This is a genomic window from Pseudozobellia sp. WGM2 (assembly GCF_017810075.1).
In the GTDB taxonomy this organism is placed as follows: Bacteria; Bacteroidota; Bacteroidia; order Flavobacteriales; family Flavobacteriaceae; genus JADNYK01.
Genome location: NZ_JADNYK010000003.1, coordinates 540,480 through 565,010, shown reverse-complemented (window position 1 = coordinate 565,010; position 24,531 = coordinate 540,480). Strand labels below are relative to the sequence as shown.

Here is a 24,531-nt window from a genome sequence, read left to right as displayed (position 1 = left end):
AATCGTTAACCCAAGGAGGCGAATTTGGGGTAGTATAACGCAAAGATTATTGATGTCCGTTCAAAAAAAAGAACCCGTTTTGCGGGTTCTTATAAATTGTAATAGTAGTTCGTATGAACTATTCTTTTTTCTCAGGGGCAGGCGCCGCAGCTGGAGGGTTTTTTCTAGCTTCCAAAGCTTGCTTACTTAGACTTGCCAAGTTGAAGTTGGGGTCTATTGCCAAAGCTTGATCAATCAATGAAATAGCGGCATCTATATTTTCTTTGTCTTTGTTATATTCGGTCAAGGCCTTTAAATGAAAAAATGCTGCCTTAAGAGGTACCTCATACGGTTGCTGTCTTTCATAAAACGCATATTTCATATCGTCTTTGGCATTAGCTATACCATAATCGATGTTGGTCACTGCACCGGTGTTATCACCTGTTTGAATTTTAAGGTCGGCCAATTCGTAGGCTAAATAAGGGTTCTGGTTTCTCTTGAACAATTCTTCAAAATGCTCTAAGGCTCTTTTGGGTTGGTTCATTGCCTTGAGAGAAATAGCTTTGACCTGAACGGCCATATCAGAATCGGTAGGTTCTTTTTCTACACCTATAGTATTTAGCGCCTGAAGGTGTTGGCTATTGTTGGCGTATACAAACGCTAGGGTGTCTTTTCGCTCCTTAGACGGGGAGAGTACGTTTAAATGGGTAAGAGCATTGATTACTCCGTTTACATCTCCCTGTAATCTCATTTCGTTATAAAAATCTTCGTAATGTTTTTGCAACTCGCTCTTCGTTTGTGCCTGTGCCGTAAAGCTGAGGCTCAATAGCAGCAAAAAAATCGTCTTTTTCATGAAATTGTGTTTAATGATTGTAATTTTATAGGTTTTTGGTGCGCAAAAGTAATGATATTATTGCTATTGAGCTGTTAATAAGACGATAATAGAAAGAGAGCCAACAAAAAAAAGGATATCTGCAGATATCCTTTTTTTGTCGGTATTGGTCAAGAGTTACTAATTCACAAGGCTTCTTTCGCTACCTTGGTAAGACCTTAAGAGGGTGGCATAGAATGCAATACTCTTAGGGTCGTGATCAATACAAGATTTTAAAAAATCGCACAGGTTTCTAAACCACAAGTTGGTATGTAAGGTAGGCACGCAGAGGTTTACTTTTTTAGGGTCATAATCACTGTCGTCCATCACTATGGCCAATTCTACTCGGCGCCTATGGTAATCAATTGAAACGTCTGCGGCATTATAGTGTTTCTTAAGTAACGCTACATGCAGATTTTCTAAATTTTGGGGAACTTTTTGCTTAGGTACTTCACGGGCGATCAAATTTTCAATTTCCATCAAAATCCGCCCGCGTAAGGTTGAATTTTCCATGGCAAATAGTTTTAAATTATATCTCAAATTTAGAGCATAATCGATGAACTACATACCTTCTTAACAACAATCGGATGACTTTGTTGTGAACCATCAAATACCTGTGGTGAAAATCAACTATAACGTTGTAGTAAACCTAAAGCCTTTAACATTTGTAAGATTGTAAGATTGGACCGTTTTACCTTTTTCTGACGTATTTATTTCATAATCAGGAGGTTGTATTTTTCTCTTAATTGCTTCAGAAATGTAATAATCTTCTTTTTTCGGATGAGACGGGTAAACCCCGTTAAAAGTCTCGTTGTACCAACTTTCGTCGACTATTTCCGATATGATTTTGATACAATCATCTAAGTGAATAAGATTGATAGGGTGGTGACCATTTTTTAGATTAGTTCTGCCCGATAGCATAGTCACGGGGTGTCTTTCAGGGCCGATCAATCCACCAAAACGAATAACGGTAGATTGAATGTTATTGTCATTTCTAAAGATGTCTTCAGAAACCAACAATTGTTTACCAGATTCCGTTGATGGCTGGGGGTTCGTTTTTTCGGTCACATGGCCTTCGATATCTCCATACACTGAAGTGCTACTTACAAAAATGACCTTTTTGATTGACGATTCTTGTATAGCTGAGTGTAATAATTTCATCTTCATGACATAGTTTTCGCCGCTACCACTTCGTAATCTTGGGGGCACATTAATTATCAAAACGTCTATATTTTTTAGAAAACTGTCAATATCTCCCTCGATTTTATCTTCTTTTAAACCTATTTGAAACGGGGCAATGCCCAGCTGCTCCAGCTTTTTTAGTTTATCTTTAGTAGTAGTGCTTCCGTTTACTTGATATCCATTTTTTAAAAAACTTTGTGCCAATGGCAGGCCCAGCCATCCACAGCCTAATACAGCAATTGTTTTATTCATATCGTGTTTTTTTAACGGTCATTACCGCATCGTTCAGTACAAAAGGCATGGGTATATTGTTTTCTGGTCGCACGGGTATGTCAAAAAGAGCATGGTTCATTAAATCGTTAGAAGCTTCATATACCGTAAGTTCAAGAATAGAAGCCTTAGGCACGGTCAGCTCTAGTTCGGTAAATTTTTCATCGCTAACGTAGTGAGTCAATAATTTACCAGGTTGCCGATTTTTAAGATAATGTTCATCTAAAGGCAAACCATTGGCGGTAGCTTGAACAACTTTGGTGTCGTTGGTAAAGAAATCAAGCCGGTTGACAGGTCGTTGAGGAGATATGCGAATTTTCAAGAGCCGATGCTTTCCGATAATGGAATCTGTTAGGGTTTCTACTTCTGGAGGAACAATAGACTTGACCGGCGCTGTAGACATTTTTTTAAAATGAGTGCCGTACTTGCTACTGATTGTCTTTGTTGATAGGCCTTGGGGCAATTCATCAAAATCTTGAAAAAAGTTTTTGTTCCAATCGGTCAATACATTGTCATAAGTAGCCCAGTGTGCCGAATTTTGGTCAGCATCCAAAATATACACGAGACTGTTGGGTCTTTTGTTTTCTCTGCTAAAGCCTGATTGAAAATGGGCGTATACTAGAATAGCTATGCAAATTATAAAGCTGGTTTGAGCCCATCCCTTTTTAAAATTATACAATGCGAAAACGGGTAAGGTTAAGAAGAAGGTCAATGAAACCAATAGTGCCGAGGCTACCAGCATTTTGAGCCCAAGGCCTACAGCGAACCCTTTGATAAAGGGGGCATAGAGCCAAAGTGCAGGCAAAGCCAGAAAAAGTAATAATAATGCATGTGGCTCTTTTTGATTTACACTTACATACCACATCGCAAGTAAAGCAAAAACAGGCATTATAAAAAAGCTTGCCCCAGGTAAATAGAGAGCTACACCACCGCAGATAACCAACCACAACAGTAGTGGCGCGAACAGGAGATTCGATATTGTTGCTTTATTAAAAATGCGATATACAAAAAAACAGGTAGTTAATGAAAACATCAACATAGCTGCAATGTAGATATACCCATTATAGGTGAAGCCATGTAATATATCTTGGTATTCTGGGTAAACCCATTTCAAAAGTGGCCAAACAAAATAACCTGCAACTGCGTTTATGACCAAGATCAATAGCATTGGTACAAAGCCCATGAGCAATGCTCTCAAATGCAATATTTTCTTCTTAATACCAAAAGCTAGTATCACAATAAATAGCAGTGATGCTAGAACGAGCATTGGCCAGATCCAATCGAAAGGGTAGGCAACCATTTCAAAAAATGGAATATTGAAATAGACATAATCATTAAGGCTTTTCAAATTATCCAGATTGGCGGCGCTAAAATGATGGAGCAGTGGCATCAAATAACTGCCTTGGTGCGCCAGTGTGTTTTTGTCTAACCGTGCGTAGGTGTCTTGGGCGGTATGGTAATCGAAATGATCATCGATAAACGCGAAATTAAATCCCTCGATATCCCTATCTTTTCTAAAAACAGTAAGGTCTGTATCGTTCGGTAAAAGTTTGTAGATGCTATAATACAGCGAATTGGCCATTGGGTATTTTGGGTTCGCCTTTATGAATTCGCGTATCAGGTTCTGATTGCCTCGATTGGTCTCTATGAAAGCATAACTGGGGCCGCCGCTGCCACGTGCCTCAAAATTCAGTACCAGGCCCACATCTTTCGCCCAGCGATGCTTATTCACGAATAAATCAGCTCCGTTGAGACCAAGTTCTTCAGCATCTGAAATGAGGATGATAATGTCATTTTTTGGTTTTTTTCCTTCGGCTAAAAAGGCACGAACTCCTTCTAAAATGGTGGCGACCCCACTTGCGGCATCACTGGCACCTAATGAAGAATGCGGATTGCTATCATAATGGGAAAGAAGCAATAGGGCTTTACCTGAACTAGACCCCTCGATGCGGGCCAAAATATTGCTGATCTTGCTCAAGTTCGACCCTCCGCCAAGGGCATACCCTTCTTGAATCTCGGTCTGCAGGCCTAATTTCTCTAATTGGGCCAGAATGTACGAGCGCACTTTCGCATGTGCCGGAAAACCTACCGCATGGGGCTCTGAGGCCATTATTTTCACATGTTGTAATGCCCTGTCGGTTGAAAATTGACTCTTTGCCGCATCTGAATCTGGCGTATAAATAGGGGTAGCGCTATAAAATACCCAATAAACGGCCAAAGCCATTAAACCGAATAATACTAGGGCGGGAATTTTTTTCATCAGCGAGGTAAGCTTAGTCTAAAAGTATAAAATTAGTTTGGTATTCAAAGTTGTAAGAGAATGTATAAGAACTCAATTATTTGCGAATAATTAAGGTTATTGTTATGAATTTGTCAATAGGGAACGTAAAAAATAAAGGAATCAATTACTTTTTTTTGTATCTTTAGTAATTAACCTTCTGTAGTTTAGGCAGATATAAAATCCAAATCGTTATGGGAATTAAGAGTTTTATGGGCCCGCGGGCCAAGACAGTTTTGAAAAAGGAATATGATGCACCCATCTTGGTATCTGATTACATGACTCAAAACCTGATTACTTTTACCACGGAACAGTCTATTTTAGAGGTGATGGAACAGTTTGCCAAGCACAATATTTCGGGTGGGCCGGTATTAGATGATAATGGTTTTTTGGTAGGTATTATTTCAGAGGCCGATTGTATGAAGCAGATTTCTGAAAGCAAATACTTTAATCAACCTATTTTGGACAAGAGTGTTGAGAAGTTTATGACCCGCGAAGTAGAGACCATACCACACGATATCTCTATTTTCGATGCCGCCGGAATATTCGATAAGCACAATCGACGAAGATTACCCGTTATGAGAGATGGGTTGCTTGTCGGGCAGATAAGTAGAAAAGATATTGTAATCGCAGCTTTAAAACTAAGCGGACAAAACTGGAAATAAACCAAATAAAATAGGAGCATTGAAAAGCGTCTTTAAGACGCTTTTTTTTATGTCTTTTGGGAAAGTTACTCTCGCTTGACGATCATATAATAATCGTTCTCTAAAGGCAGGTAGCCCAAATCATAGACAAAGTAATAAATCGTGCCTTTTTTGGTCGTATAAAGATTGGTAATATGGTCAAAATCAAAACCTTTGTCCAGTAATCGGGTGCGAGAAGTTCTGGTTTTTCCTTCTTTTAAAGGAAAGCTTTCTAGAATTCTATAGTTCTTTCTCAGGCGATTATTAATGTTACGTATGAGGTTCTTCGAATCTTTGTTCAGTTTGTTATGATAGGCATTACGGCAATAGTCTGAGCAGAATTTTTTATCTACCCGACCCATAATCTCGTTACCACATTCCTCACATTTTTTCTTCAAGTTAGAATCTTTTAAAGTTAAAGGTAACCTCTTCTTGCGCATCACCTTCGTCACCGATAAGGGCATAAATTGCTACCTCGTTCTCATTTAGTTTTTCAAAGGTAAAACCCTCAAAATATACTCGGTCGCCGTCAACCTTGACTAGCTTAAAAATCTGTACCTCGTCTTTTTCTTCCCAACCTTTAAGGTCGGCATTAAAATGTTTCAGCTCGTATACCAAAGTTTCGTTCAGTTCACGAATATGCCCCAGCTCGTAGAAACCAACTTCATTTTCGGTAACCAGTTTAAAAGAAAATAGCATTGAGCCACCTAATGGAGGGCTCCATATTTCTTCTGTAATACCACCAAAAGCTTCGCCCCGCCAGTGGCCTTGCATCCAAGAAATAGCTTCTAAAGTAGCCTTTGGTGAGGTTTCACCTTCTGAAAGTTGAAGCGTGTTCTGTGAAAAACCTGCCGTTGAATACAACAGAATAAGAAAGAAGAGGTGTCGCATGTTTATGATAATTAGACCAATACAAGATACAAATTATCCGTTTGCAAACACCTTTTGATAGGGGTGCTATTCTATTACAATACGATATTTGGTCAACAGGCCCTCAATACCCTCTTTAGCGAATTTGGCTTTTGCCAGGCGATTGTTTTCGGGGTCAATCGTATAGTTTGAGGCTGAGGTAAAATCGGCTTTCTCAAGTTGGGTACGTTTGAAAATAGCCCCTTTAAGGTCGCAATTCTTAAAATAACAGCCAATAAGTTCGGCTTCTGAAAAGTCTACGTCTACCAATCTGCAATTATCAAAATTTTGTCGGTTGAGTTTGAGTCCGTAGAACGAAGAAAGATTCAAAGTGCATTCCTTAAAACTGAAATCCATCAAGAAGGTATTACAGTTTTCAAACTTTAATCCCATCATTTTGCAGTACGAAAAACGTACTTCTTTAAATGTGCAGTTGGTTAGATTGGTATTGCTCAGGTTACAATCAATAAAATCACACTCCATAAAATTTTGGTTGTCGAGAAACCCCTCAAAGAAGTTGCAGCCTTCAAAAATGCAATTTTCATATTCGGCCTGGGGTAATCGATTTTGTGAATAGTCTTCGCCTTTATAGGTTTGGTCGGTGATAAAAGGTTTTTGCATGTCGCAATTTAAAGAAATGTGTGATGGATTTTGTAATACGGGCATCTATATACAAAGGAGACTGCTAATAGCAATATTATCTATTAGAAATCCTCCTAAACCAGAAAATAAATCGTATATTATTTGGATCCGGTGTTGAGATTACATATTTTTGGCAATGAAAAAAGGGGCTCACCGCCAAGTTAACCCCTTTTTCGACGGTGATTATTCAAAGCCCTATCTTAATGAGAGACGGCACACTTTGATTTTCTCGTCTATCAGCACTTTGAGCAATGTACGGACTAAATGAAGTCCGGGCCTATCTCCTTAGCGCATCAGTATTTTTAAAAGTGGCACTTCAAGCAATGTACAGTTCCGGCTCGTCAACCTTGAATCTGGACTTATCTTTATAGTGCCACCTCATTTTATTCCACCACAATAGTATGAAAAGAACTTTTTCCAAATGGTAAATGTTCTTCTTTAATTTCTTTTTTTTCTGTTAGCCATTTATCGAATCCCCACAATGCATCTTTTGCAGATTTCGTAGTTCCAACTTTTATTAGCCCTTTTATCCTATCCGCTTTATAAGCAGCAGAAATCACAACGGAAACCTTTCTTTTCATTTTATCCACGTTAAAATTATAATGGTAAGTTGTGAGTGCCTCTGCTAATTCATGGTTGCTCATAAATCTTTTCCTATTTTCCAAAAGGTAAAGTATTTGATTTAACCATGTAGTGTTCATTGGAAATCCATCCGCTGGTTTTTTAGTGCTTAGATATGATTTAAACTCTAATTGGTAATTGCCATCATCACCAAGGATTATCTTTAAATTTTCCTCCGTGTTGCCATATTCCTTGATTGCACGCTCGATTACTTCTAATTTTTTTAGAAGTATATCTCTTTCTTTTATAAGGGTTTTCAGGTTTATTTCTGACATATCGCAAATAGTTGTTTCATAAACGAAACAATTTCCTTATTTTCGCATAACAAAAGTGGAGCTGGTGGGAATTGACCCCACTGTTTTAGATTGATAAGTCCGCAAACATCTCCAGACAGCCCCTCCTTTTTATTAAATAACAGTAATATTTAAGCCCTGACCGCCTAAAGTTTGGGCTTTCTTTTTTTACTGATGTAAAGATACATCTATTTTGTATCTATTGCTGATCAAGAATAGATTTACATAGCTTATTTATCAACGATCGATCGTTGATAAACAGCCTTTTACACTGTCTTTATGGGCTTTTGGGCAGATAAATTTTGTGCTAAAAATGCTTTACTTGGAAAATTGCATAATCTCCGAATAAAATAGCATTTTCACTCTTCTTTACCAATGTCCAATAGGAATGAAATTCTTTTTCTGTTATAAACGCCGTAAGCTTTTTTGGATTTCCGAATGTACTTAAAGGAGCTCCATCTTTTAGGAGTATAAGGTATTTTTTGTTCAGTTATTACTTGTATTATTTCACTCGCTCAAATTATAAATAAATGCCTTATAAATAAGGTCTATGATTTAAAAGATAATAATCTTTAAATATATAGTTACTTGATAATTAGAATTAAAAAAGTTTACAAACGTTTACAAACGAAAGTAATTATTTTACTACCGGGAACTATATATCTGTTTACACCAATAACCAAAGTTTGCCTTCGCACCTAGTACGGTGCATTTTTTTTAAGCATTTCACCCCACGCCACCAAACAGCGTACACGTCCTGTGGATAAAAATCAGGGAAAGCTTTTATAAGAAAGAACATATTACGCCTGTCAATACCCTGTTATCGATTCCAAACAGGCCATCCTGACTAAACAGCCAAAACTGGAGCGTACACAAATTTAATCAATAATACCGAAATGCTTTAAAATTACAAGCACCAAGACTATTAAAAGACCTATCCTGATTATCCACTTGCCAAAGCTTGAAGTGAACAACCAGAATCTACCATCGTTGTCGTATCTGTTGTAGCTCATGGTATTGTTACTAATGATAGTGAAGTTACTAATTCTTATCTTTGCACAGCTCATTTTATCGATTATAGCGGTGCTATAGCTAATTATCTGTTAAAGAATGTAATAAAAGTTGACTTTCAGCGTCTATTTAGTATATTATTGTAGTCAATTGTCATGCCAAAACTATAAGTTTCACTTATAGAGGTAGTCATAATTATAGAAATAAAGTTTTACTTAAAGATAGTTTAGGTACAACTCTTGAATATATTTGTATTGACTGTAATAAAGTCGTAATAAATTTTTAACTAAAACCGTGTTTATGGAAGATACTGTAAAGATTAAGGGAGGCAAAGATATTGCTAAATTCTTCGAGGAGGTTTTAGCAAAGAAGCAAGAAAGAAAAAATGAAATTAGACGTAAATTTAAAAATGGTGAATTAAAGATTGCTGATTAATTTATGTATGATTATAAGCTTGTAGAGGGTACTAGTTACCCTCTTTTTTATTTTATAACATCTAATGGTTATGAATATAGTGTTTCTTTTTTTAAAGAACCTACTAAGATAAAAGATGTTATTGTTGTTCAAGTCAGTATCGACTGCATAAATTCAGAAGATGCCCCCAAGGATTTGTGCACAGGAAAAACAGTATTTCAGATTATATTAAATTACCTTAAAGAAAACGACCATATTTTAGCTTTTGTTTGCGATGATCAGGATAGCAGACATTTATCAAGAAAAAGAAAATTTACTGCGTGGTATAAGTTATATAATACCAGTAAATACGATATGTTAAATTATGAAAATTACGTTCAAGAGGTTTCTAAAACATATTACTCATCAGTTATTTATAATACAGATAAATATAGTAAAGAACACATTGAAACTAATTATAATAAACACGTAAGATCAATAAATTCAAAAGATTAATCATTCGGATTCCACTCTAACCCTTTCTTTAGACTCTTATTAAAATCCGATAATTCCTGTTTTGGCTCTTCTGGAAAATCAATTTGTGTTTGACCGTACAATTGATTAAACTTCTCCATAAAATCAGACCAGTTCTTGGATATTTTCATTAGTGTAACCACAGAAACTAATTGATTTTGCAAATGTGCGTTGCCAATATCAGGCGTTAAGCTTTGAAAAAATCTAGCTGTATAATTACCGGCTTCACTTTTTGGCGTTCGTTGCTTCAGATTCTTTAAAACGTCCGTAGGGAGCTGATCATATATTAACTGGTTAGTCCAATGACCTACAACACCTGGTCTTTTTTTAATCATTTCAGAATTATACTCCCAACCATTAAGTCTGAATATCTGAATATAAAATTCATCGGGGAATGTCTTTTGCCAAGGTAAAAGCTCTTCTGATATATACTGTTTTAGTATTTTTTGTAGCTCCTGTCTTTCCCTGTCGTATTGATAACCCGTTGCTTCGTCAACTAAAGCAGTAATACCGATTTTAGCTAAAGACCTGACAAGTATTTCAGCCCTTTGCGCTGTGGCAGCCTGATTAGGTTGTATTATAACCCCCGCTTCTCTTGCCCTTAGATATAAATCACTTACTAAAGGTAAAATATTGGCATCGTAGCCCTCTTGCTTTTTACCGTTTTTGTCTACATATTCAACTTTACCGATCACAGCCTCTAACTCCTTATTTACAAAGGGCTGAAGGTTCTTTGCATCCATAAAAACAGGGATACCGATCAACCTAGGATTTCCCCTAACTGGACGGTCTAAAGCCTTAAAAACTGCACTTTGGGTAATTATTCTTTGCCCGTTGTTGAGCACAGCAACATCAAGTACTGCATCACCTATTTTTAAAGCCCCTTCATGGGTTGCTTTCAATTTAGCCATTAATCAATTCTTTATAGGTTATTCTATTTTCGGTGTTCTGTAAAAATAAATTAAATCTTTCAGTTTCAGAACCTTGACGGGTATTGTATCTGAATACAAATTCATCAACGTACAACTGTAAATGTTTTTTAGAGGTAAAATGATAGATTCCAAAAATACCACGCTTTAGGATAGCCCAAAAGCTTTCTATTGTATTTGTATGAACACGACCTTTAACGTATTGCTTTCTGCTATGCTTAACAACCTTGTGGTCATAAACACGCTTTAAACGCTTGTAAGAGGTGTATTCATCTGTATAAAGCTTAGCAGATTCCTTAACGTTTTTCATTATCTCGGCTGCTAACGTTTCATAGGTTGTATTAGGCACTTGCATAGCTTTAAGCTTTCCTGAACGCTCTATCATACCTAAAACGGGTGCTTTGTCGTCAGAAGTACCGTGAAACTTTTTGTCAGCGTGTCTATTCTTGTTCTTGCCACCTACAAATGTTTCATCTGCTTCAACCTCGTTTTGCAATTTCTCGTTATCGTCAATACCAAAACATTTTCTGATACGACTAAGCATGAACCAAGCCGATTTTTGGGTTACCCCTATATCCTTTCCTAACTGAATGCTAGAAATACCTTTTTTATGTGAAGTAACCAACCAAATAGCAAGAAACCATTTTTGTAAAGGAAGTTTAGTGTTGTCAAAAATAGTGTTGGTCTTTACATTGAAATATTTACCAGTATTCTTACATTTATATTTATTCCCCTTACAATCGTAAACTTTAGAAGTTGGGTCAAAAGGACTTACTACGTTTCCGTTCCATCTTAATTCCTCTAAATGGTCAATACATGACTGTTGGTCAGGGAAAGCTTGGATTAGTTCTAGTACGTTGTTAAAGTCTTGGTTGATCATAACTCCTCTATTGATACATCAAATATAAGAAGTTAATTACACTAAACCAAATTATTTAGTGTTTTTTACTACTATAATTCATATCCGATGACTAAGAAAAAAGCTGTAGAAATTATCAATAAACAAATAGTGAAGTTAAATCAGGAAAATTTTAACCATCCAACCTGGACCATACAAACAAAAACATACTTAGCTAATTTGTTTGGAGAGGGTTCGGAGCAACATAATTATTTTGATAGGTATTATTGGAATTTAGACACTGCAATAAGAGGGGAAATAAATATTAATATTCTAAAACATAACGCAGAAACTTTTTTAACTGATTGCATAGACACCATTCATGATTTGGGTATTCAAAAGAAAAATCCTAAAGGAAACTACATAAGTAGGTTAAGTGATAAAATGATAACTTTTTCGATTTCAGGTGTGTTTACAGGAGGGTTACTTTTAGGTAGGATGATATATAAAGTTTTTGAATGTTCACAGTAGATTACCCATCTCTTTTCCCAATGAAAATACCAATCCAAAGAGCCACAAAAAAAACAGTTACTAAAAGAAAATATACAACATCAACTTCTTTCATCTATTCGGTGTAATGTGATATATAATTCCCTTACTACCGACTAAAAGTTAAGATGCGTTCTATGTTTGCAGTGTCGAGTCGTAAGGGCTTGATAGTATTAACTGTTTAACGTAAAAAATTATAATTATGAACGCCTTAAAAAACAAAGTACAGTTGATTGGTAACTTGGGTCAAGACCCAGAAATCGTAACTATGGATAATGGCAATAAATTGGCCAAGTTCTCCATCGCTACCAGTGAAACCTATAAGAACGCCCAAGGGGAGAAAGTCGAAGATGTGCAATGGCATAATGTGGTCGCCTGGGGAAAAACTGCGGAAATCGTAGAGAACTATCTCATGAAAGGGAAACAAGTGGCCGTAGAGGGTAAACTGACACATCGATCGTACGAAACCAAAGAAGGAGAAAAAAGATATATTACAGAGGTTCGATGTAATGAGCTTTTGATGCTCGGTAAGTAAAATCGAATTACAGTTCGAAGAAATTAACCTGCCTGTTTACGGGCAGGTTTTTTTAATTAAGGCTTCGTTCTAGTTTCTTGATGTGTTTTTCTAGCTTTTCCTTATCTGGTACGGTCGTAACCTCTTTTTTTGCCGCTTCTTGAAAAGCGGCAAGAGCCAAACGGTCATACCCTTTTTCATAATTGTACTTACCGACCAAATAGTGGGCTTCCCAAAAATTGGGATTGAGCGCTACCAACTCTGAAAGCTTATTTTGCTCGACTTTCTTTTCCATAGAAATTGCGTCACTAATTTCATTTCGTAAATCACGGTAGCGGTTGTAATGCCTAAAAGCCAAGGTTCTGATAAACGGGTCTTTGGCAATGTTATCCTCTTGTTTTGAAATTACACTGGCCGTAGAATTGGTTTCCGCATGGGCGAATACTTCATTAAGATCATAAGCCACAAACTCACCCAACTGAAAAGGATTGCTAGAAACCCAAACTTTTAAATCTTCGGGCTGAAAAACGATACCGTGGTGTGCCAATAATTGGTTCAAGGCCTTTTCATTTCCATAACCAATTCGTTGGTCGTCTAGCCCTCTTTTATTGCGAAGTATTTCAACCGCCGATTTGGGAGTCACCTTTTCGGTTTCTTCCAAAAGCTCTTCCATACGCTCATAGCGGTACTGCGAATGGCTTTCTAAAATATGCTTTTGATTTTTTTTATCAGCGGCATAGGCAGCAGATTGAAAATGATTGGAGCAAATCAATTGATTGGTATTCTGAACCTCATATACTCCAAAGTTTTTTGGTGATACTTCGATGATGGCCGCCTTTTTGTCTTTGGCACTACCCACAAAAATGGATTCCGATACAAATACTTCCCTTTTTTTGGCGATGGCAATGGCCTCTTCTATAGTTGACGCATATTGAAGAATTTCTCGGGTCACCAAAGAAATAGGGGTTTTCGCGACCAACGGAAACTGTGATTTACCAGCGTTTATAGTGACGGTGAGGCCTTGGTCGTTCATGCCCGACACCACACCGATCATTCCGCCCCAAGTGACCGACATAAATTTGTGGCCTTTATCTGGATCTACGAAGGCTATTATCTTGTTCTTGGCAAAATCATCCCCAGCGTAAAAATCAAAATTTCGACCGATAATCAATTTTCCACCGGCGGTCTGATTGCCCCAAGCCGCAAAAGATGAGCAGCCGACCAAGGCCAAATCTTGTAGCGCGTGGCCAATATCGTGTGCGCCATGAAAATACATGACCCTGGGGTAGGGCTCGGCAATATGGTTAAAATCGGGCGATGCATATTCAGACATGCCATAGAGCTCAGCTTTGTACTGCTCATCGATATTGAGATGCATTTTTCTATTGAACCACGCCAAAAACTTGCGTAGTAGGTTCTGTTTGTTTTTTGATGGTACGAGTTCATCTATTTTCTTGACGAAAATATGCTCTTGTTCGTTAAACAGTTCTTGAGTAAGCTTTCCCGTCTTTAAACCAAGTTCATAGGGGTTTCCATCTACATAAAGCTCCCAAAGCCCCTGCTGGTTTTTGGTCAGGAAATTGCTGCCTAAGGTAAAGGTAGAATCGGTTAACTGCACCCTTTCGGAAATTTCGGTTTCGTACTGGTCTAAATCGGGCATATCTTTCAATGACTTGGCCACCCCGCACGAAGTGAGCTGTAAAAGGAGAAGTAGGTAGCAAAGTATTTTGGTAAACCAAGAAAGTTCTTTCAATACGAACCTATGGCCTTTAAGGCCCACTGATAATACGTTCAACTTTAACTTATCGCTTTTTGCTATCATAAACTGCCTTTAAGGGGTATTTGCTCAAGAAAGGTTTTTGGCCTGCAAGTTACGCTCCGTACGCTTAATGGCCCATTTATCTTTATAGTCCAACCATTTTTGACCGGCATATTTTCGCGTAAGATTATCGATATGTCGCATGATCATCACATTGTAGAGCATGTTGGCAAAACGACTTGGTTTGCGCGGTAGGGCGCGTAAGGTCATTGAAAAACCACCGTTTAAATAACGAATGGAATGCCAATATCCACTGGGCATATACAGTGCGTCACCATGCTTCATTTGAGCTTTTATGCCTTCCGCATATTTCAGGGCAGGGTACTTTTCAAAATCGGGCCTATCCATATCTATAGCTTCGATATTGTGAATGGAGAAAGGTACTTTGTACAAGTATTGGCTCTGCTCGGGTGAAAACAGGGTAACTTCTTTATCACCATTAAAGTGAAAATGCATGCTATCGGGCAAATCGATATCATAGTGCATAAAAACTTTTGATTTGCCTCCCCCGAAAAATAAAGCAGGTAGCTTTTTAAAAAACTTCAAGCCTATATCTGGGTAATCAAAATCTTTAATCAATTCGGGCATTTCCTTTAGAATATTATAAAAGAAAATACGTAGGTCGGTAGGTTCGGTTTTGAGTAACTCTACATAATCGTATAGTTTCATTTCTTTCACCGGGGCGTAAACGCTCTGTTTGTCTTTGGCCGGTTCGTTATTGTAAAGCGGTACAATTTGGTCACCAGCTCGTTCTTGAATATAGCTCAGTTTCCATTTTTCGTAGGCGGGCCAATCTTTGGTGAGCCCGGTAATAAGTACCGGTTTTTGGGGCTTGTAAAAGTTTTCGATAAAATCTTTTCTCGAGATATTCTCGATGCGTGTAACAGGGCTTACCTTAAATGTTTGCATTATACACTAATTTTTGAATCGACTTCGCTACCGGGGTTTGTTATTTTATTTAAAAGATATTCGCTGCCCAAAATTTCAGAGCACGTAACTACTCCACTTATGGTTACCCCTAGAATACCGTGCATATTTAGGCTTTGCCCTGTGAGATACAGGTTTTTTATTTTTGTTCGAGGGGAAATGAAGGATTTCAACGGATTCTCAACATCTTTTACATAGCCGTACATCGAACCTCTATTGCAGCCTATATAATCTCTGTACGATAGGGGAGTAGAAGTATGTGTCGATTGAATACATTCTCGAATATTCGGAAATTTTTTCTCCAACTCTGATAAGAAAACTTTGGCCTTGGCATTCTTGAACTCTTCGTAGGTCTGGCCCCTACTGTTTTTATGGGCGACGGTATTGAACGTATTCGCCCATGGTTCGACCTCATCGAATCGCATATAGGTAATTGCGGTCAGTTGATCGCCCCATTCACCTTGATTTTTACGGGCGCCCATCGAAACCATATAGGTGTCTGGCCAACTTTCTTGGGTGTATTCTGGGCCTGTCCACACTTTAGAGGGGTCTCTAAAATGGTAATAATTATGGTTTAAGTATTTGAAAGATTCCGGTTTCAGCACGATATGAATGCTAAACGCCGAAATGGTGCTTTCAATGTTTTGTATGCGTCGGTTGTAGGGCTTCCTGAAATTATGTTCCCCGGCCATTTTTAATGTAGTCTTGGGCTCAATGTTCGAAATAAAAAGGTCTCCCTTTATTTTCTTTCCGTTTTTTATGGATGCCGAAATTATTTTCTGGTCTTCCGTTTCGAAGTTGACCACTTCGTGGTGTTTGTATGCCTCGCCTCCGTTTTCCTTTAATTTTCGAATCAGCATTTTGGTAATTTGACTACCGCCATCTGCACAGCGGTAGGCACTTTGAATGAAAGAGTTGACCGAGAGGGCGTGAACATAGAATGGGGTCTTTTCAGGGTCACCAGCATAGAGTAAGTTCGACCCTGCAAGAACGGCACTTAGTTTTTCATTGTCGGTGAGCGAATCTATAAAGGCTTTGGCAGGAAGCCGAAAGAGGTCGGAGTCTTTGTGATAAGGTTTGCCCTCTTCGAGTTTATACAGCGGAAATCGATTGCAAATTTCCCGCAGTTTGTTGCAATAGGTGTTTATGGCTTCTTTTTCTTCCGGAAATTGTTTTGCTAATTTTTCTACGAAGTTGGTATACCCCTGAGAATGGGGGTACTCATTGTTGTCATCATCGAAAGTAATCAGGTCAAAACCGTCGACATCAAGTTTTTTTAGTTCGAGGCCGTCTAAAATATCCAAGTATTCGAAATAGCGATAAAGGTTCTGGCCCTTATCCAATCCGCCGATGTAATGAACGCCGGTATCAAAGATGGTACGTTCTCGAACAAAGGTTTGAAGGTTGCCGCCGTATTGGTTGTTTTTCTCCAGCACACAGACCGACTTGCCCTCGCGGGCCATGATATTGGCCGCTACGAGTCCGCCCATTCCACTGCCGATAACCACTACGTCGTAGTATTCCTTCATCTAGGTATTTCTTTTATACCATATAAAGGTATCATTTTGAAGTAAGATGGTGAAACTCGAAGGTGGCGTAAACTTTTCACCTTTGTCGAGCACTATTAAATTAGAGGTTTCCGATAGTTTCTGATGTATTTCTTCGGATGCATGAATATCACTGTCATCGATAATCAAGGTTTCCGCAGGTACTGAGAAAACACTTTCCAGAGTATTACAAACCGCGATTTTACTATACCGTTGGGTCAAGTAGTTGTTGGCTAGAATGGCACGATAATGGTCGTTTTTAATGAATGCTGAAATTTTTCTATCGATAGAGTCTAGGGCCAGTAGCAATGGTAAATGCACATTTTGCTGAGAAACGTAAATTATAGTGCCTTTTTCGTTCAAGCCGTGCAATAGCTTTTGATAACTAATGGAATGTACTTTTAAATCATCATGTACTCCCTTATAGACCAAGGGGCCTTTGTGCCTGAAATTTTCCAACAACGTTCTGTGCCAATAGGTTGGGCTTTCAATATTCTTTCGCATCGCCCTGAACTCGTTTCTGACATAGGCGCCCACTTGTTTGGCACGTTGGGTGTACGTTTCGCCATGTCGTTTGTCATCGGGCGTGATACGCCCAAGAAACTGTGCGGTAATACCACCATCACGTATGATAAAGCTGTCTTTGGGTGATACTTCTGAAGCCCCATGTATTAATACGGGTAGAATATCTAAATCAAATTTCTCCGCAAGATAGAAAGCGCCCTTATGAAAACGTCCTATTTTATTGTTGATAGAACGTGAGCCCTCAGGAAAAGTGATAATAGAAAACCCTTGCGCCAACTTCTGTTTTAAATAGGCTTCCCCATTTTCTATACCGCCCGATACGGGGTATGCACCCGACAATCGAGCCGCGCTGCCAATAGTTTTAGAATTGTAGACATGATCCTTTACCAGATAAATCAATTTGGGGTGTAGCATACCCATGACCAAAATATCTAGAAACGAACTATGATTGGCAATTAGTAATGCCGGTTTTTGAAATTTTTCGTTGAGCGGATTGATGATTTTTTTTGTTGTAAACGGATTGGTGTACAACACAGACTTCATAAACTTTGAAGTTACCCGATGTAAGCGATATTGGGGTTTAAGATGCCCTTTTGGATATAATTTTAAGTAGATCCACGCATAGATACCCAGAACAATACCTCCCAAATCAAAATAACCGAATGAAAAAAGGGAATGAAGCAAAACCCTAGGGCGAATCGGTCTTTTGGTACTACCCCCAATGAACAACCTGAAGAGCAAGGGCTGAACAATAAACGCTGTCAACGCAGCACAAAGAATACCGATTAAAGATACCGCCGATATCGTATATAATACCGGGTGTTTGGCAAATATCAAAACACCTACACCGGCAATCGTAGTGATAACCGATAAGATAATCGAAGTTTTGTGTGTGGCTAGTGCCTTTTCTCCGGTGCGGTATTCTTTTAAAAGGCCGTTGGTAATAAAAATACTGTAATCTACCCCTAGACCGAAGATGAAACTACTGATGATAATGTTAAAGATGTTGAATTCAAGGTGCAGTAACCCCATGATGCCTACCGTCAAAAACCAAGTCAAAAATATGGGTAGGGCGGTAATCATAGTCAGAACAAAAGTTCGGTAAAAAATGAATAGTATCAAAAGAACCACAATAAGGGAATACCCGAGAAGTTGATTGAAATCATTTTTTAAGTTGCCTAAAAATGTCTCGTTCACTTGTTGGCGATCAATTAATAGAGTGTTCGGTGCCAGGTCAAATTGTTCACGAATAATTGCCATCGAAGAACTATCTACCTTAACAAGCGAAGTTGCGGTATAACCGTTCTCGTCATTAACCAAATAATCGTCTACTGAGAATGATTTAATTTCCTTTAGGCGGTCAATTTCTAGAGGTTTAAAATCTTTTGCCAATAAGGTATAGAATTGGTTAAAGGTATTTTCTTTAAAACCGAGTTCATTTCCGCTTTGGATCAGGTTTTGTTTTAATTGGCTTATTTTTTCATCGGACCAAAAAGACTCCCAAGCATCTATTTTTTTATTTTGTGATCGGTTCGATTTGGCAAGGGTTCCTATAGAACCAAAACTAATCACTTGCCCATTTTCTTTAAGCTGTTCCAGCATTTTGTAGATGCTGTCATTTTGGTGTAAGACCTGTTGCAAATCTTCTCCGAAAGTTGCCAGATAGATAGATTTTGAGCCCATATCGGTCAATTGCTCTAAATGTTTTCGGGCTTTTATCAGTGATTCGGTCTCGTAATTGAGCTTGGCAATATCTTTGTTGAAAAGTACTTTTCGGTAAGTGAAAATACTGATGACAAATACAGCGGCCAATGCCAGAATCGCCCATTTGTTACGATGAAACTGATGAGCGGCCAAGCGATCGAGTAGATTGGACTTTATTTCAGAGGCAGACCTTGGTTTGTAGACCAGTGGGATGAAAAGCAGAGCGAAAATCGACGCCCCCAAAACACTTATTGCTGCAAATATGCCCAAGTCTTGAAGCGCCTGAGAATCTAAAAATAAGAGACATAAAAATGCAGATGCAGTAGTCAAACTGCTCATTAAAACAGCCGGTGCAACTTCTTTATAGACACTTTTGATTGAATTGCCTTCTCGCAAATGTGTTAAAATATGTAAGCCATAATCTAAGGTCACCCCTAAGAGTACCGAGCCGATACCTAACGAGATGGCCGACATTTTAGTTCGTATTAGGCACAGCATGGCTATGGCTAGCAACCCACCAAAAAATGCAGGAGCAAATAATATTAAGGGCAAGGTAATTTTGCGGTAAAAGACCATTAACAGAATAATCAATAAGGTCATCGCAATACTTACCGTAAATTGAATGTCGTGCTTTATTTGCTTTGCATTGGAAACCGCGCTAAGTGCGGCACCAAAATATTCACTTTCAACAGAACCATTATATTTCTGGTTCAAGTCGTCTTGTATAGCATAAAGGACCTCTGAAAAAGGAAGGTTTTTATTGGTTTCGTTAGAGCCGAATTGGGGCGTGATGAAGAGTAGTATGTTTTGCTCGTCTTTATCGAGAAGAAAACCATTCTTGATTTTGAAACCTTCGCCAAAGCCAAGTTTCTGCAGCTTTTTAAGCCCCATAAACGAAATTCCCAGCGGATCTTTTACGATGTTTTTTTTGGCAACGATACCCGCAGGAGATATGAGGGTGCGGTAATTCGATTCCGTAAGCTCGGTAATGCTATCTTTAGAAAGTTTTTGTTGAATGACCTTATAGTCATCCGTTTCTAAAAAGAGCGGTAGATTTTTATAAACCAGGTCAAATGTATTTTGAAGAACTTCGTCTTCTACTTTTCCCTGAATATTTTTAATATAATTTCCTTGGCGATTTTGAATGCTGTCTAAAAATTCTGTCGCATAATCGGTCAGTTCATCGACCGTGGCATTTTCGGCCTTTTTGATGTTGACGATTATCTTATCGGTGAAGGTAATCGATTTAAGTACTTTCTGAACTTGTTTCGTTTCCTCATTAACAGGAATCAAGGAGCTGATATCGTCATCAAACTGAATTTGACCCACAATTTTAGCCAAGCCCATAAGTAGTATCAAAAAACCGATAAGGGCAAGCCAACGTTTTTTGGCTATCCAGCTATATGTGCGAAAAAAAAAGTCACCCATTTTTAAGGGTCATTTTTTTACGTTTCGCAATTTGAGATAAGGTGAAATAACCCATAAACCCACCTATAATGGAAACCGTAATCGCTAAAAAGATGCTTCCGACCAGATATGTTTTTATGCCTTTAAGAGCCAAAAGATTGTCGGCTATGTTATCTAGGGCGAAAAAATGTTCTTCTCCCATAATCCAAGCCCCTATTTGCAATCCACCGTAAAGAATAAACGGAATAAAAGGAGGAAGACTTACGTTCGAAAAGGCAAATGCGATAGGTTTGTTCAATTTTAATAGAAAAGCACCACCTAGAACGAGTAAAGTATGAAAACCCCAAAACGGACTCAAACCTACGAAGAGGCCCAATGCTATGGAGAGTGCTTTCTTTTTAGGAGGGTCATCACTACCTAAAATATCTTCAGTTAAAAATTTCTTAATTCCTTTTTTTCTGATACGCCTGAAAAAATCTCTTGGCTTAATGTAAAATAACGCTATCAAGACCAGAAATGTATTTAAAATACTAATTCGGGTAAAGTCGGGTACTATTCTGAAATGGGTGACCCTTTCCTTTTCATCGTATGAAATTTTTACGGGCAGGTTTTTAACTAAAGTGCCGCTCCAAGAGGCTTTTACGATTACCTCTATTTCAAACTCGAACTTAGGAGTGATAAAATTGAGTTTTTTCAGTTCATGAATAGGGTATAATCTAAACCCACATTGAGTATCGGTCAGCCATGTGCCCGTTTCGAACCAAAACCAAAAGTTTGAAAACTTATTACCAAAACTGCTTTTTCCCGGCACATCGGCCTGTCGCATGTTGCGAGAACCAATATAAAGTACATTTTTGGTCTCTTCTGCTTTTAGAGCTTCCATGAAAACAGGAATATCTTCGGGGTAGTGCTGCCCATCGGAATCAATAGTGATAATAAAATCAAAACCTTTTGAAACCGCTTCTCCGAAACCAATTTTTAATGCATTACCCTTGCCCTTATTTTCGGGCAGATGAACCTGATGTATATAGGTATATTCTTTGAGAACTTCAGCGGTATTATCAGTCGCACCATCGTTGACGACAATGATATTTTGGGTCTGTAGCAGAATACCGTCCAAAACCCTCTTCAACGTCTTGCCGTTGTTATAAGTGGGCACAAGAACACAGCATTTATACTGCTGCATCATTTCTTGAAGTTGTGAACGAGAATCTGACAATTTAGCCTGTTTAAAACGAATTGTCGAAAAAATTTGGAGCTTTACTAGGTAGCTGACTCAACATGTTAAAGCAAATTATAGCCTTTTGCCTAGACGGGAACAAACTTCGACTCGTACGTTTATTCTCCCCAAAGATAAGGATTCAAAACCCTAAAACAACTGCTTTTGTTCTTCTGAAAAACTATCTGATTGGGCCACAAATCCTTTGACGAAATCTTTTGCAGCTTTGTCTTTCATTGAACTGTAGTTGTCGATAATAAATTGCTTGTCAGTGTCAATATCTTTATGGTAGCCCAGTATTCTAGGCGCATTTTCTTGCACACTCAACCGAATACATCTGATTTCAACGTTCGAGGCCTGGGCTTCTACAGCATATTCTAAAAGCTCTCTTCCGTCATTAAAAAAAGTTCTTTTGTCTTTAAAACCACTGGCGAATTTGGCCATCATGGTAGTAGCGGCACCTTTATAGGCTACTAAAGTGGCTTCATCATTTTTTGCGACTGAGGTTAGCGATTCGTATAAGTCATTAATCGAGTCTTCGTTGTCTTGAATACTTCGATAGGTTTGTCTAATATCTTCAATATCAACGGAAATATTTACACCAAGAAAACAAAGGGTGAAAAACAATGCGGTAGCTAATTTCATAAGTCTAAGCTAAGATTTTAAACGTACCGTTCAACTTTAATGCCAAGGTTTCTTTAAAGCTCACCGTTGTCTTGACTTTGATATACTCATCAACCTCGGTTACGGTGAGATTGAGGTCGATGGTATCATTCTCTTCGGGATTGATGATGGCCATAAACTTGACATTTGACGCAACCGATAGAAATAGCTCTTTGTTCAACTCTTTCTCCGTAAGTTCTTTGATCATTTGGATCATACAAACCCCCGGCATTATTGGATTACCCGGAAAATGCCCTTTAAAAACCTCATGGTCCTTATTAAGTTTTACGGTTGCGGAAAGAGTGTTCTCTATTTTTTCAAAAGCTAAAATGGAATATAATCCCTCAATCAACATGGTGTCTATAGTTTAAATTTATATGCAGCGCCAATTTGAAAAACGCCATTAAGATTGCTGCCTGATTCTTCATAAAGATTATCCGACCCTAGAAAGTCGACACTTACCGTGCCCTGCTTATATCGTGCTTCTAAGGCAAGACCAAACGGGAATTCATAGCCAATGCCTCCTAGCGCTACCACGTCGATAGGCGATATTTCGTCGTCAATATCAAAATTCGAAAGGCTTACAAAGTTGTTTTTCAAATTAATATCAAGGCCGACACCAAGTATAATATGAAAGTTATTCTTCTGGCTGACATAAAATTTATTGGGAATACCAATAGAAAGGTAGTGGATATTGACATCACCATATTCGGTCGAGTTAGATTTGCCCCCTTGATTTGAATATAAAACTTCTGGCTGCAGCGTATAGTAATCTGATATAGGTATTTTAACAAAAGCGCCAACGTAAAGACCGGTCTTGGTGTCTAATTTAGTTTTGCTGATATTAGAATTATTGATGCCCATCTTCACTCCGGGTCTTACTTGTGCATGTAGAAAGCCCGCGAATAACAATGTAGCAATCAAGAATATAGATTGTATTCTACCCATCAAATAGCGCTTAATGAAATTTTAAGTTTAATGTTCTGGTGCGTAATTTCCAAATTCTCAACCTGACGTTCTTCAATATCATTGAACTCAAGGGTTACATTGGGCTTTCCATTTTTTACCCTGACAATTTTTTGCAACTGCATATCTTGAAGGTAAAAATAATGTTTTTTAGATAGGATTTCTGACTCAACCACAACCTTATCTTCAAAGCTATAAGCTTCGGTTATGAACGGGTTTTCAATTATCAAGGCCTGTAAATCTTGCTTTAGAATAGTGATTAAGATTTTTTTGTCCATCTCTTCCAAAATTCGGTTGACCTTAAATTCGTCTTGCTGAAATGTGAAATCAAAAATAGTGTTTCCCATTTCTGTTGAGAAGACCACCCGATGATGGTTTAGATCTATTTTTTTAATGATAAAAAGTCCGCCAAAGGTTTTGTCAAACGCCTCTATTTTAGCTTTATATACATAATCTTTAGTGGTGTCTGAAAAATAGTGGTTAAGGTGTTTCTGCTGATAAACAGGAATACTAATGGCTTTGAAGTTATTTCTTTTGGGATAATAAGCGCATCCTGTCAAGAAAAATAGAACAAGGCTAGTGAGTAAAATCCGCATCAGAAAGGGGTTGATTTGTTTTTCTATTATTGAAAACAATTTGAGTGTAATCTCCCGATGGTTCTATCATTTTCACCTCTTCCACTTCACCGATCTCGTTAAATTTAATGTGAAAGGCATTTATAAACTCGGCAAATTTTGGGTCTTTCGGCATAAAATGAACCAAGCTTTGCCCGTTTTCCTTAAAAAACAAAATATCAAATTTCTCGTCATCGAACATATCGCCACGAACACTAGACGTTATTAGGTGATTGAGCTGCTCGAATAATTTATTGCCGCCCACATCGATATTACTTTTGTTGCCGCCATCATTAATGAAAATGGTCTTGTCTTTAAAGATTATAGCGTAGGCGAAAGGGGCAATATATTCCCATTTGACCAGATTGGGTGCCATAAAGGTTAACTTACCGCTCGATTCAATATCGTTCGAAAGAAAATCTAAATGTTTGTATTGTGTAAAATCACTGGTGATAGTTTCGGTTTTATCGGCAAGTGACTTCACTAAGGTCTTCAAGGTATTGGCCTCAGTGGTAGACATTTTAGTCTGACTCAGACCGATTACCGTCCACATGATAAATACCAAACAAAAAATAGGTTGAGTGTTCTTTTTTAGAAGGGAAGTGTAGTGCCCATAATTCCAGCGCATTAAAGAAAAAATTGGT

At 38.1% G+C, this 24,531-nt stretch carries 26 protein-coding genes; 5 read left to right on the top strand and 21 right to left on the bottom strand.

Annotated features, from left to right (window positions below):
* Positions 1-118: 118 nt before the first annotated feature.
* The 4 genes from IV512_RS09320 to IV512_RS09305 form a co-directional block, all read right to left on the bottom strand.
* Positions 119-832, bottom strand: coding sequence for a hypothetical protein (locus IV512_RS09320; RefSeq protein WP_209402666.1), 714 nt, complete (start codon positions 830-832; stop codon positions 119-121).
* Between the two features lie 159 nt (positions 833-991).
* Positions 992-1,363 carry a hypothetical protein gene (locus IV512_RS09315; protein WP_209402664.1) on the bottom strand — a complete coding sequence of 124 codons (372 nt, stop codon included), beginning with the start codon at positions 1,361-1,363 and terminating at the stop codon, positions 992-994.
* Positions 1,364-1,480: 117 nt separating this feature from the next.
* A complete protein-coding gene (locus IV512_RS09310) occupies positions 1,481-2,284 on the bottom strand; it encodes an NAD(P)H-binding protein (RefSeq protein WP_209402662.1) in 804 nt (267 codons plus the stop codon).
* Entirely contained in the window at positions 2,277-4,562 is a 2,286-nt protein-coding gene (locus IV512_RS09305) for a M20/M25/M40 family metallo-hydrolase (protein WP_209402660.1), read from the bottom strand. Before IV512_RS09305 ends, IV512_RS09310 begins: the two co-directional genes overlap by 8 nt.
* A 212-nt stretch (positions 4,563-4,774) precedes the next feature.
* Here IV512_RS09305 and IV512_RS09300 point away from each other — a divergent pair, with 212 nt between their 5' ends.
* Positions 4,775-5,245, top strand: a complete 471-nt coding sequence (locus IV512_RS09300; RefSeq protein ID WP_209402658.1) for a CBS domain-containing protein — start codon at positions 4,775-4,777, stop codon at positions 5,243-5,245.
* 65 nt (positions 5,246-5,310) lie between these two features.
* Here IV512_RS09300 and IV512_RS09295 read toward each other — a convergent pair whose 3' ends face one another.
* From IV512_RS09295 to IV512_RS19960, 5 genes are all read right to left on the bottom strand, one after another.
* A complete protein-coding gene (locus IV512_RS09295) occupies positions 5,311-5,661 on the bottom strand; it encodes a hypothetical protein (protein ID WP_209402656.1) in 351 nt (116 codons plus the stop codon).
* A gap of 1 nt (position 5,662) precedes the next feature.
* Positions 5,663-6,154 carry a DUF6265 family protein gene (locus IV512_RS09290; RefSeq protein ID WP_209402654.1) on the bottom strand — a complete coding sequence of 164 codons (492 nt, stop codon included), beginning with the start codon at positions 6,152-6,154 and terminating at the stop codon, positions 5,663-5,665.
* A gap of 66 nt (positions 6,155-6,220) precedes the next feature.
* Positions 6,221-6,793, bottom strand: coding sequence for a pentapeptide repeat-containing protein (locus tag IV512_RS09285; protein WP_209402652.1), 573 nt, complete (start codon positions 6,791-6,793; stop codon positions 6,221-6,223).
* A gap of 404 nt (positions 6,794-7,197) precedes the next feature.
* The gene (locus IV512_RS09280; protein ID WP_209402650.1) at positions 7,198-7,710 is read right to left on the bottom strand and encodes a hypothetical protein; all 513 of its coding nucleotides are present in this window, start codon (positions 7,708-7,710) and stop codon (positions 7,198-7,200) included.
* An 896-nt stretch (positions 7,711-8,606) separates the two neighbouring features.
* Positions 8,607-8,741 (bottom strand): hypothetical protein, encoded by a 135-nt coding sequence (locus IV512_RS19960; RefSeq protein WP_256439291.1) that lies wholly within the window; start codon positions 8,739-8,741, stop codon positions 8,607-8,609.
* Between the two features lie 298 nt (positions 8,742-9,039).
* Between IV512_RS19960 and IV512_RS19955 the strand changes: the two genes are divergently transcribed.
* Positions 9,040-9,174, top strand: a complete 135-nt coding sequence (locus tag IV512_RS19955; RefSeq protein ID WP_256439290.1) for a hypothetical protein — start codon at positions 9,040-9,042, stop codon at positions 9,172-9,174.
* A 3-nt stretch (positions 9,175-9,177) separates the two neighbouring features.
* Complete coding sequence (locus tag IV512_RS09275; RefSeq protein ID WP_209402648.1) at positions 9,178-9,648, top strand: DUF6169 family protein; 471 nt, start codon at positions 9,178-9,180, stop codon at positions 9,646-9,648.
* On the opposite strand, the gene IV512_RS09270 is transcribed toward IV512_RS09275, so the two are convergent.
* Complete coding sequence (locus IV512_RS09270; protein WP_209402646.1) at positions 9,645-10,577, bottom strand: P63C domain-containing protein; 933 nt, start codon at positions 10,575-10,577, stop codon at positions 9,645-9,647. The genes IV512_RS09275 and IV512_RS09270 overlap by 4 nt on opposite strands.
* Positions 10,570-11,475, bottom strand: a complete 906-nt coding sequence (locus IV512_RS09265; RefSeq protein WP_209402644.1) for an IS1595 family transposase — start codon at positions 11,473-11,475, stop codon at positions 10,570-10,572. The genes IV512_RS09270 and IV512_RS09265 overlap by 8 nt, the downstream gene beginning before the upstream one ends.
* Positions 11,476-11,562: 87 nt before the next feature.
* On the opposite strand from IV512_RS09265, the gene IV512_RS09260 reads away from it, so the two are divergent.
* Both IV512_RS09260 and IV512_RS09255 read left to right on the top strand, forming a co-directional pair.
* Positions 11,563-11,964 carry a hypothetical protein gene (locus IV512_RS09260; RefSeq protein WP_209402642.1) on the top strand — a complete coding sequence of 134 codons (402 nt, stop codon included), beginning with the start codon at positions 11,563-11,565 and terminating at the stop codon, positions 11,962-11,964.
* Between the two features lie 220 nt (positions 11,965-12,184).
* Positions 12,185-12,517 carry a single-stranded DNA-binding protein gene (locus IV512_RS09255; RefSeq protein WP_100870640.1) on the top strand — a complete coding sequence of 111 codons (333 nt, stop codon included), beginning with the start codon at positions 12,185-12,187 and terminating at the stop codon, positions 12,515-12,517.
* A gap of 52 nt (positions 12,518-12,569) precedes the next feature.
* On the opposite strand, the gene IV512_RS09250 is transcribed toward IV512_RS09255, so the two are convergent.
* The 10 genes from IV512_RS09250 to IV512_RS09205 form a co-directional block, all read right to left on the bottom strand.
* On the bottom strand, positions 12,570-14,318 hold the full coding sequence (locus tag IV512_RS09250) for a C45 family peptidase (protein WP_209402641.1): 1,749 nt from the start codon (positions 14,316-14,318) through the stop codon (positions 12,570-12,572).
* 24 nt (positions 14,319-14,342) lie between these two features.
* The gene (locus IV512_RS09245) at positions 14,343-15,224 is read right to left on the bottom strand and encodes a cupin-like domain-containing protein (protein WP_209402639.1); all 882 of its coding nucleotides are present in this window, start codon (positions 15,222-15,224) and stop codon (positions 14,343-14,345) included.
* Positions 15,224-16,771, bottom strand: coding sequence for an NAD(P)/FAD-dependent oxidoreductase (locus IV512_RS09240; RefSeq protein ID WP_209402637.1), 1,548 nt, complete (start codon positions 16,769-16,771; stop codon positions 15,224-15,226). Before IV512_RS09240 ends, IV512_RS09245 begins: the two co-directional genes overlap by 1 nt.
* Complete coding sequence (locus IV512_RS09235) at positions 16,772-20,446, bottom strand: 1-acyl-sn-glycerol-3-phosphate acyltransferase (protein ID WP_209402635.1); 3,675 nt, start codon at positions 20,444-20,446, stop codon at positions 16,772-16,774. It abuts the gene before it with no gap.
* Positions 20,439-21,614: a DUF2062 domain-containing protein gene (locus IV512_RS09230; RefSeq protein ID WP_209402890.1), complete on the bottom strand. Its 1,176-nt coding sequence runs from the start codon at positions 21,612-21,614 to the stop codon at positions 20,439-20,441. The genes IV512_RS09235 and IV512_RS09230 overlap by 8 nt, the downstream gene beginning before the upstream one ends.
* Before the next feature lie 180 nt (positions 21,615-21,794).
* Positions 21,795-22,289: a hypothetical protein gene (locus IV512_RS09225; protein ID WP_209402633.1), complete on the bottom strand. Its 495-nt coding sequence runs from the start codon at positions 22,287-22,289 to the stop codon at positions 21,795-21,797.
* A 4-nt stretch (positions 22,290-22,293) separates the two neighbouring features.
* Positions 22,294-22,662 (bottom strand): 3-hydroxyacyl-ACP dehydratase, encoded by a 369-nt coding sequence (locus IV512_RS09220; protein WP_209402631.1) that lies wholly within the window; start codon positions 22,660-22,662, stop codon positions 22,294-22,296.
* A gap of 5 nt (positions 22,663-22,667) precedes the next feature.
* Entirely contained in the window at positions 22,668-23,255 is a 588-nt protein-coding gene (locus IV512_RS09215; RefSeq protein WP_209402629.1) for a porin family protein, read from the bottom strand.
* Complete coding sequence (locus tag IV512_RS09210) at positions 23,255-23,869, bottom strand: hypothetical protein (RefSeq protein WP_209402627.1); 615 nt, start codon at positions 23,867-23,869, stop codon at positions 23,255-23,257. Before IV512_RS09210 ends, IV512_RS09215 begins: the two co-directional genes overlap by 1 nt.
* Complete coding sequence (locus tag IV512_RS09205; protein ID WP_245224709.1) at positions 23,850-24,515, bottom strand: outer membrane lipoprotein carrier protein LolA; 666 nt, start codon at positions 24,513-24,515, stop codon at positions 23,850-23,852. The genes IV512_RS09210 and IV512_RS09205 overlap by 20 nt, the downstream gene beginning before the upstream one ends.
* Positions 24,516-24,531 lie beyond the last annotated feature (16 nt).

Bases quoted from the DNA above. Each gene is read 5' to 3' on its own strand.
- IV512_RS09320 (WP_209402666.1), bottom strand. From the start codon at position 832: ATGAAAAAGACGATTTTTTTGCTGCTATTGAGCCTCAGCTTTACGGCA.
- IV512_RS09315 (WP_209402664.1), bottom strand. From the start codon at position 1,363: ATGGAAAATTCAACCTTACGCGGGCGGATTTTGATGGAAATTGAAAAT.
- IV512_RS09310 (WP_209402662.1), bottom strand. From the start codon at position 2,284: ATGAATAAAACAATTGCTGTATTAGGCTGTGGATGGCTGGGCCTGCCA.
- IV512_RS09305 (WP_209402660.1), bottom strand. From the start codon at position 4,562: ATGAAAAAAATTCCCGCCCTAGTATTATTCGGTTTAATGGCTTTGGCC.
- IV512_RS09300 (WP_209402658.1), top strand. From the start codon at position 4,775: ATGGGAATTAAGAGTTTTATGGGCCCGCGGGCCAAGACAGTTTTGAAA.
- IV512_RS09290 (WP_209402654.1), bottom strand. From the start codon at position 6,154: ATGCGACACCTCTTCTTTCTTATTCTGTTGTATTCAACGGCAGGTTTT.
- IV512_RS09285 (WP_209402652.1), bottom strand. From the start codon at position 6,793: ATGCAAAAACCTTTTATCACCGACCAAACCTATAAAGGCGAAGACTAT.
- IV512_RS09280 (WP_209402650.1), bottom strand. From the start codon at position 7,710: ATGTCAGAAATAAACCTGAAAACCCTTATAAAAGAAAGAGATATACTT.
- IV512_RS19960 (WP_256439291.1), bottom strand. From the start codon at position 8,741: ATGAGCTACAACAGATACGACAACGATGGTAGATTCTGGTTGTTCACT.
- IV512_RS19955 (WP_256439290.1), top strand. From the start codon at position 9,040: ATGGAAGATACTGTAAAGATTAAGGGAGGCAAAGATATTGCTAAATTC.
- IV512_RS09275 (WP_209402648.1), top strand. From the start codon at position 9,178: ATGTATGATTATAAGCTTGTAGAGGGTACTAGTTACCCTCTTTTTTAT.
- IV512_RS09270 (WP_209402646.1), bottom strand. From the start codon at position 10,577: ATGGCTAAATTGAAAGCAACCCATGAAGGGGCTTTAAAAATAGGTGAT.
- IV512_RS09265 (WP_209402644.1), bottom strand. From the start codon at position 11,475: ATGATCAACCAAGACTTTAACAACGTACTAGAACTAATCCAAGCTTTC.
- IV512_RS09260 (WP_209402642.1), top strand. From the start codon at position 11,563: ATGACTAAGAAAAAAGCTGTAGAAATTATCAATAAACAAATAGTGAAG.
- IV512_RS09255 (WP_100870640.1), top strand. From the start codon at position 12,185: ATGAACGCCTTAAAAAACAAAGTACAGTTGATTGGTAACTTGGGTCAA.
- IV512_RS09250 (WP_209402641.1), bottom strand. From the start codon at position 14,318: ATGATAGCAAAAAGCGATAAGTTAAAGTTGAACGTATTATCAGTGGGC.
- IV512_RS09245 (WP_209402639.1), bottom strand. From the start codon at position 15,224: ATGCAAACATTTAAGGTAAGCCCTGTTACACGCATCGAGAATATCTCG.
- IV512_RS09240 (WP_209402637.1), bottom strand. From the start codon at position 16,771: ATGAAGGAATACTACGACGTAGTGGTTATCGGCAGTGGAATGGGCGGA.
- IV512_RS09235 (WP_209402635.1), bottom strand. From the start codon at position 20,446: ATGGGTGACTTTTTTTTTCGCACATATAGCTGGATAGCCAAAAAACGT.
- IV512_RS09230 (WP_209402890.1), bottom strand. From the start codon at position 21,614: ATGATGCAGCAGTATAAATGCTGTGTTCTTGTGCCCACTTATAACAAC.
- IV512_RS09225 (WP_209402633.1), bottom strand. From the start codon at position 22,289: ATGAAATTAGCTACCGCATTGTTTTTCACCCTTTGTTTTCTTGGTGTA.
- IV512_RS09220 (WP_209402631.1), bottom strand. From the start codon at position 22,662: ATGTTGATTGAGGGATTATATTCCATTTTAGCTTTTGAAAAAATAGAG.
- IV512_RS09215 (WP_209402629.1), bottom strand. From the start codon at position 23,255: ATGGGTAGAATACAATCTATATTCTTGATTGCTACATTGTTATTCGCG.
- IV512_RS09210 (WP_209402627.1), bottom strand. From the start codon at position 23,869: ATGCGGATTTTACTCACTAGCCTTGTTCTATTTTTCTTGACAGGATGC.
- IV512_RS09205 (WP_245224709.1), bottom strand. From the start codon at position 24,515: ATGCGCTGGAATTATGGGCACTACACTTCCCTTCTAAAAAAGAACACT.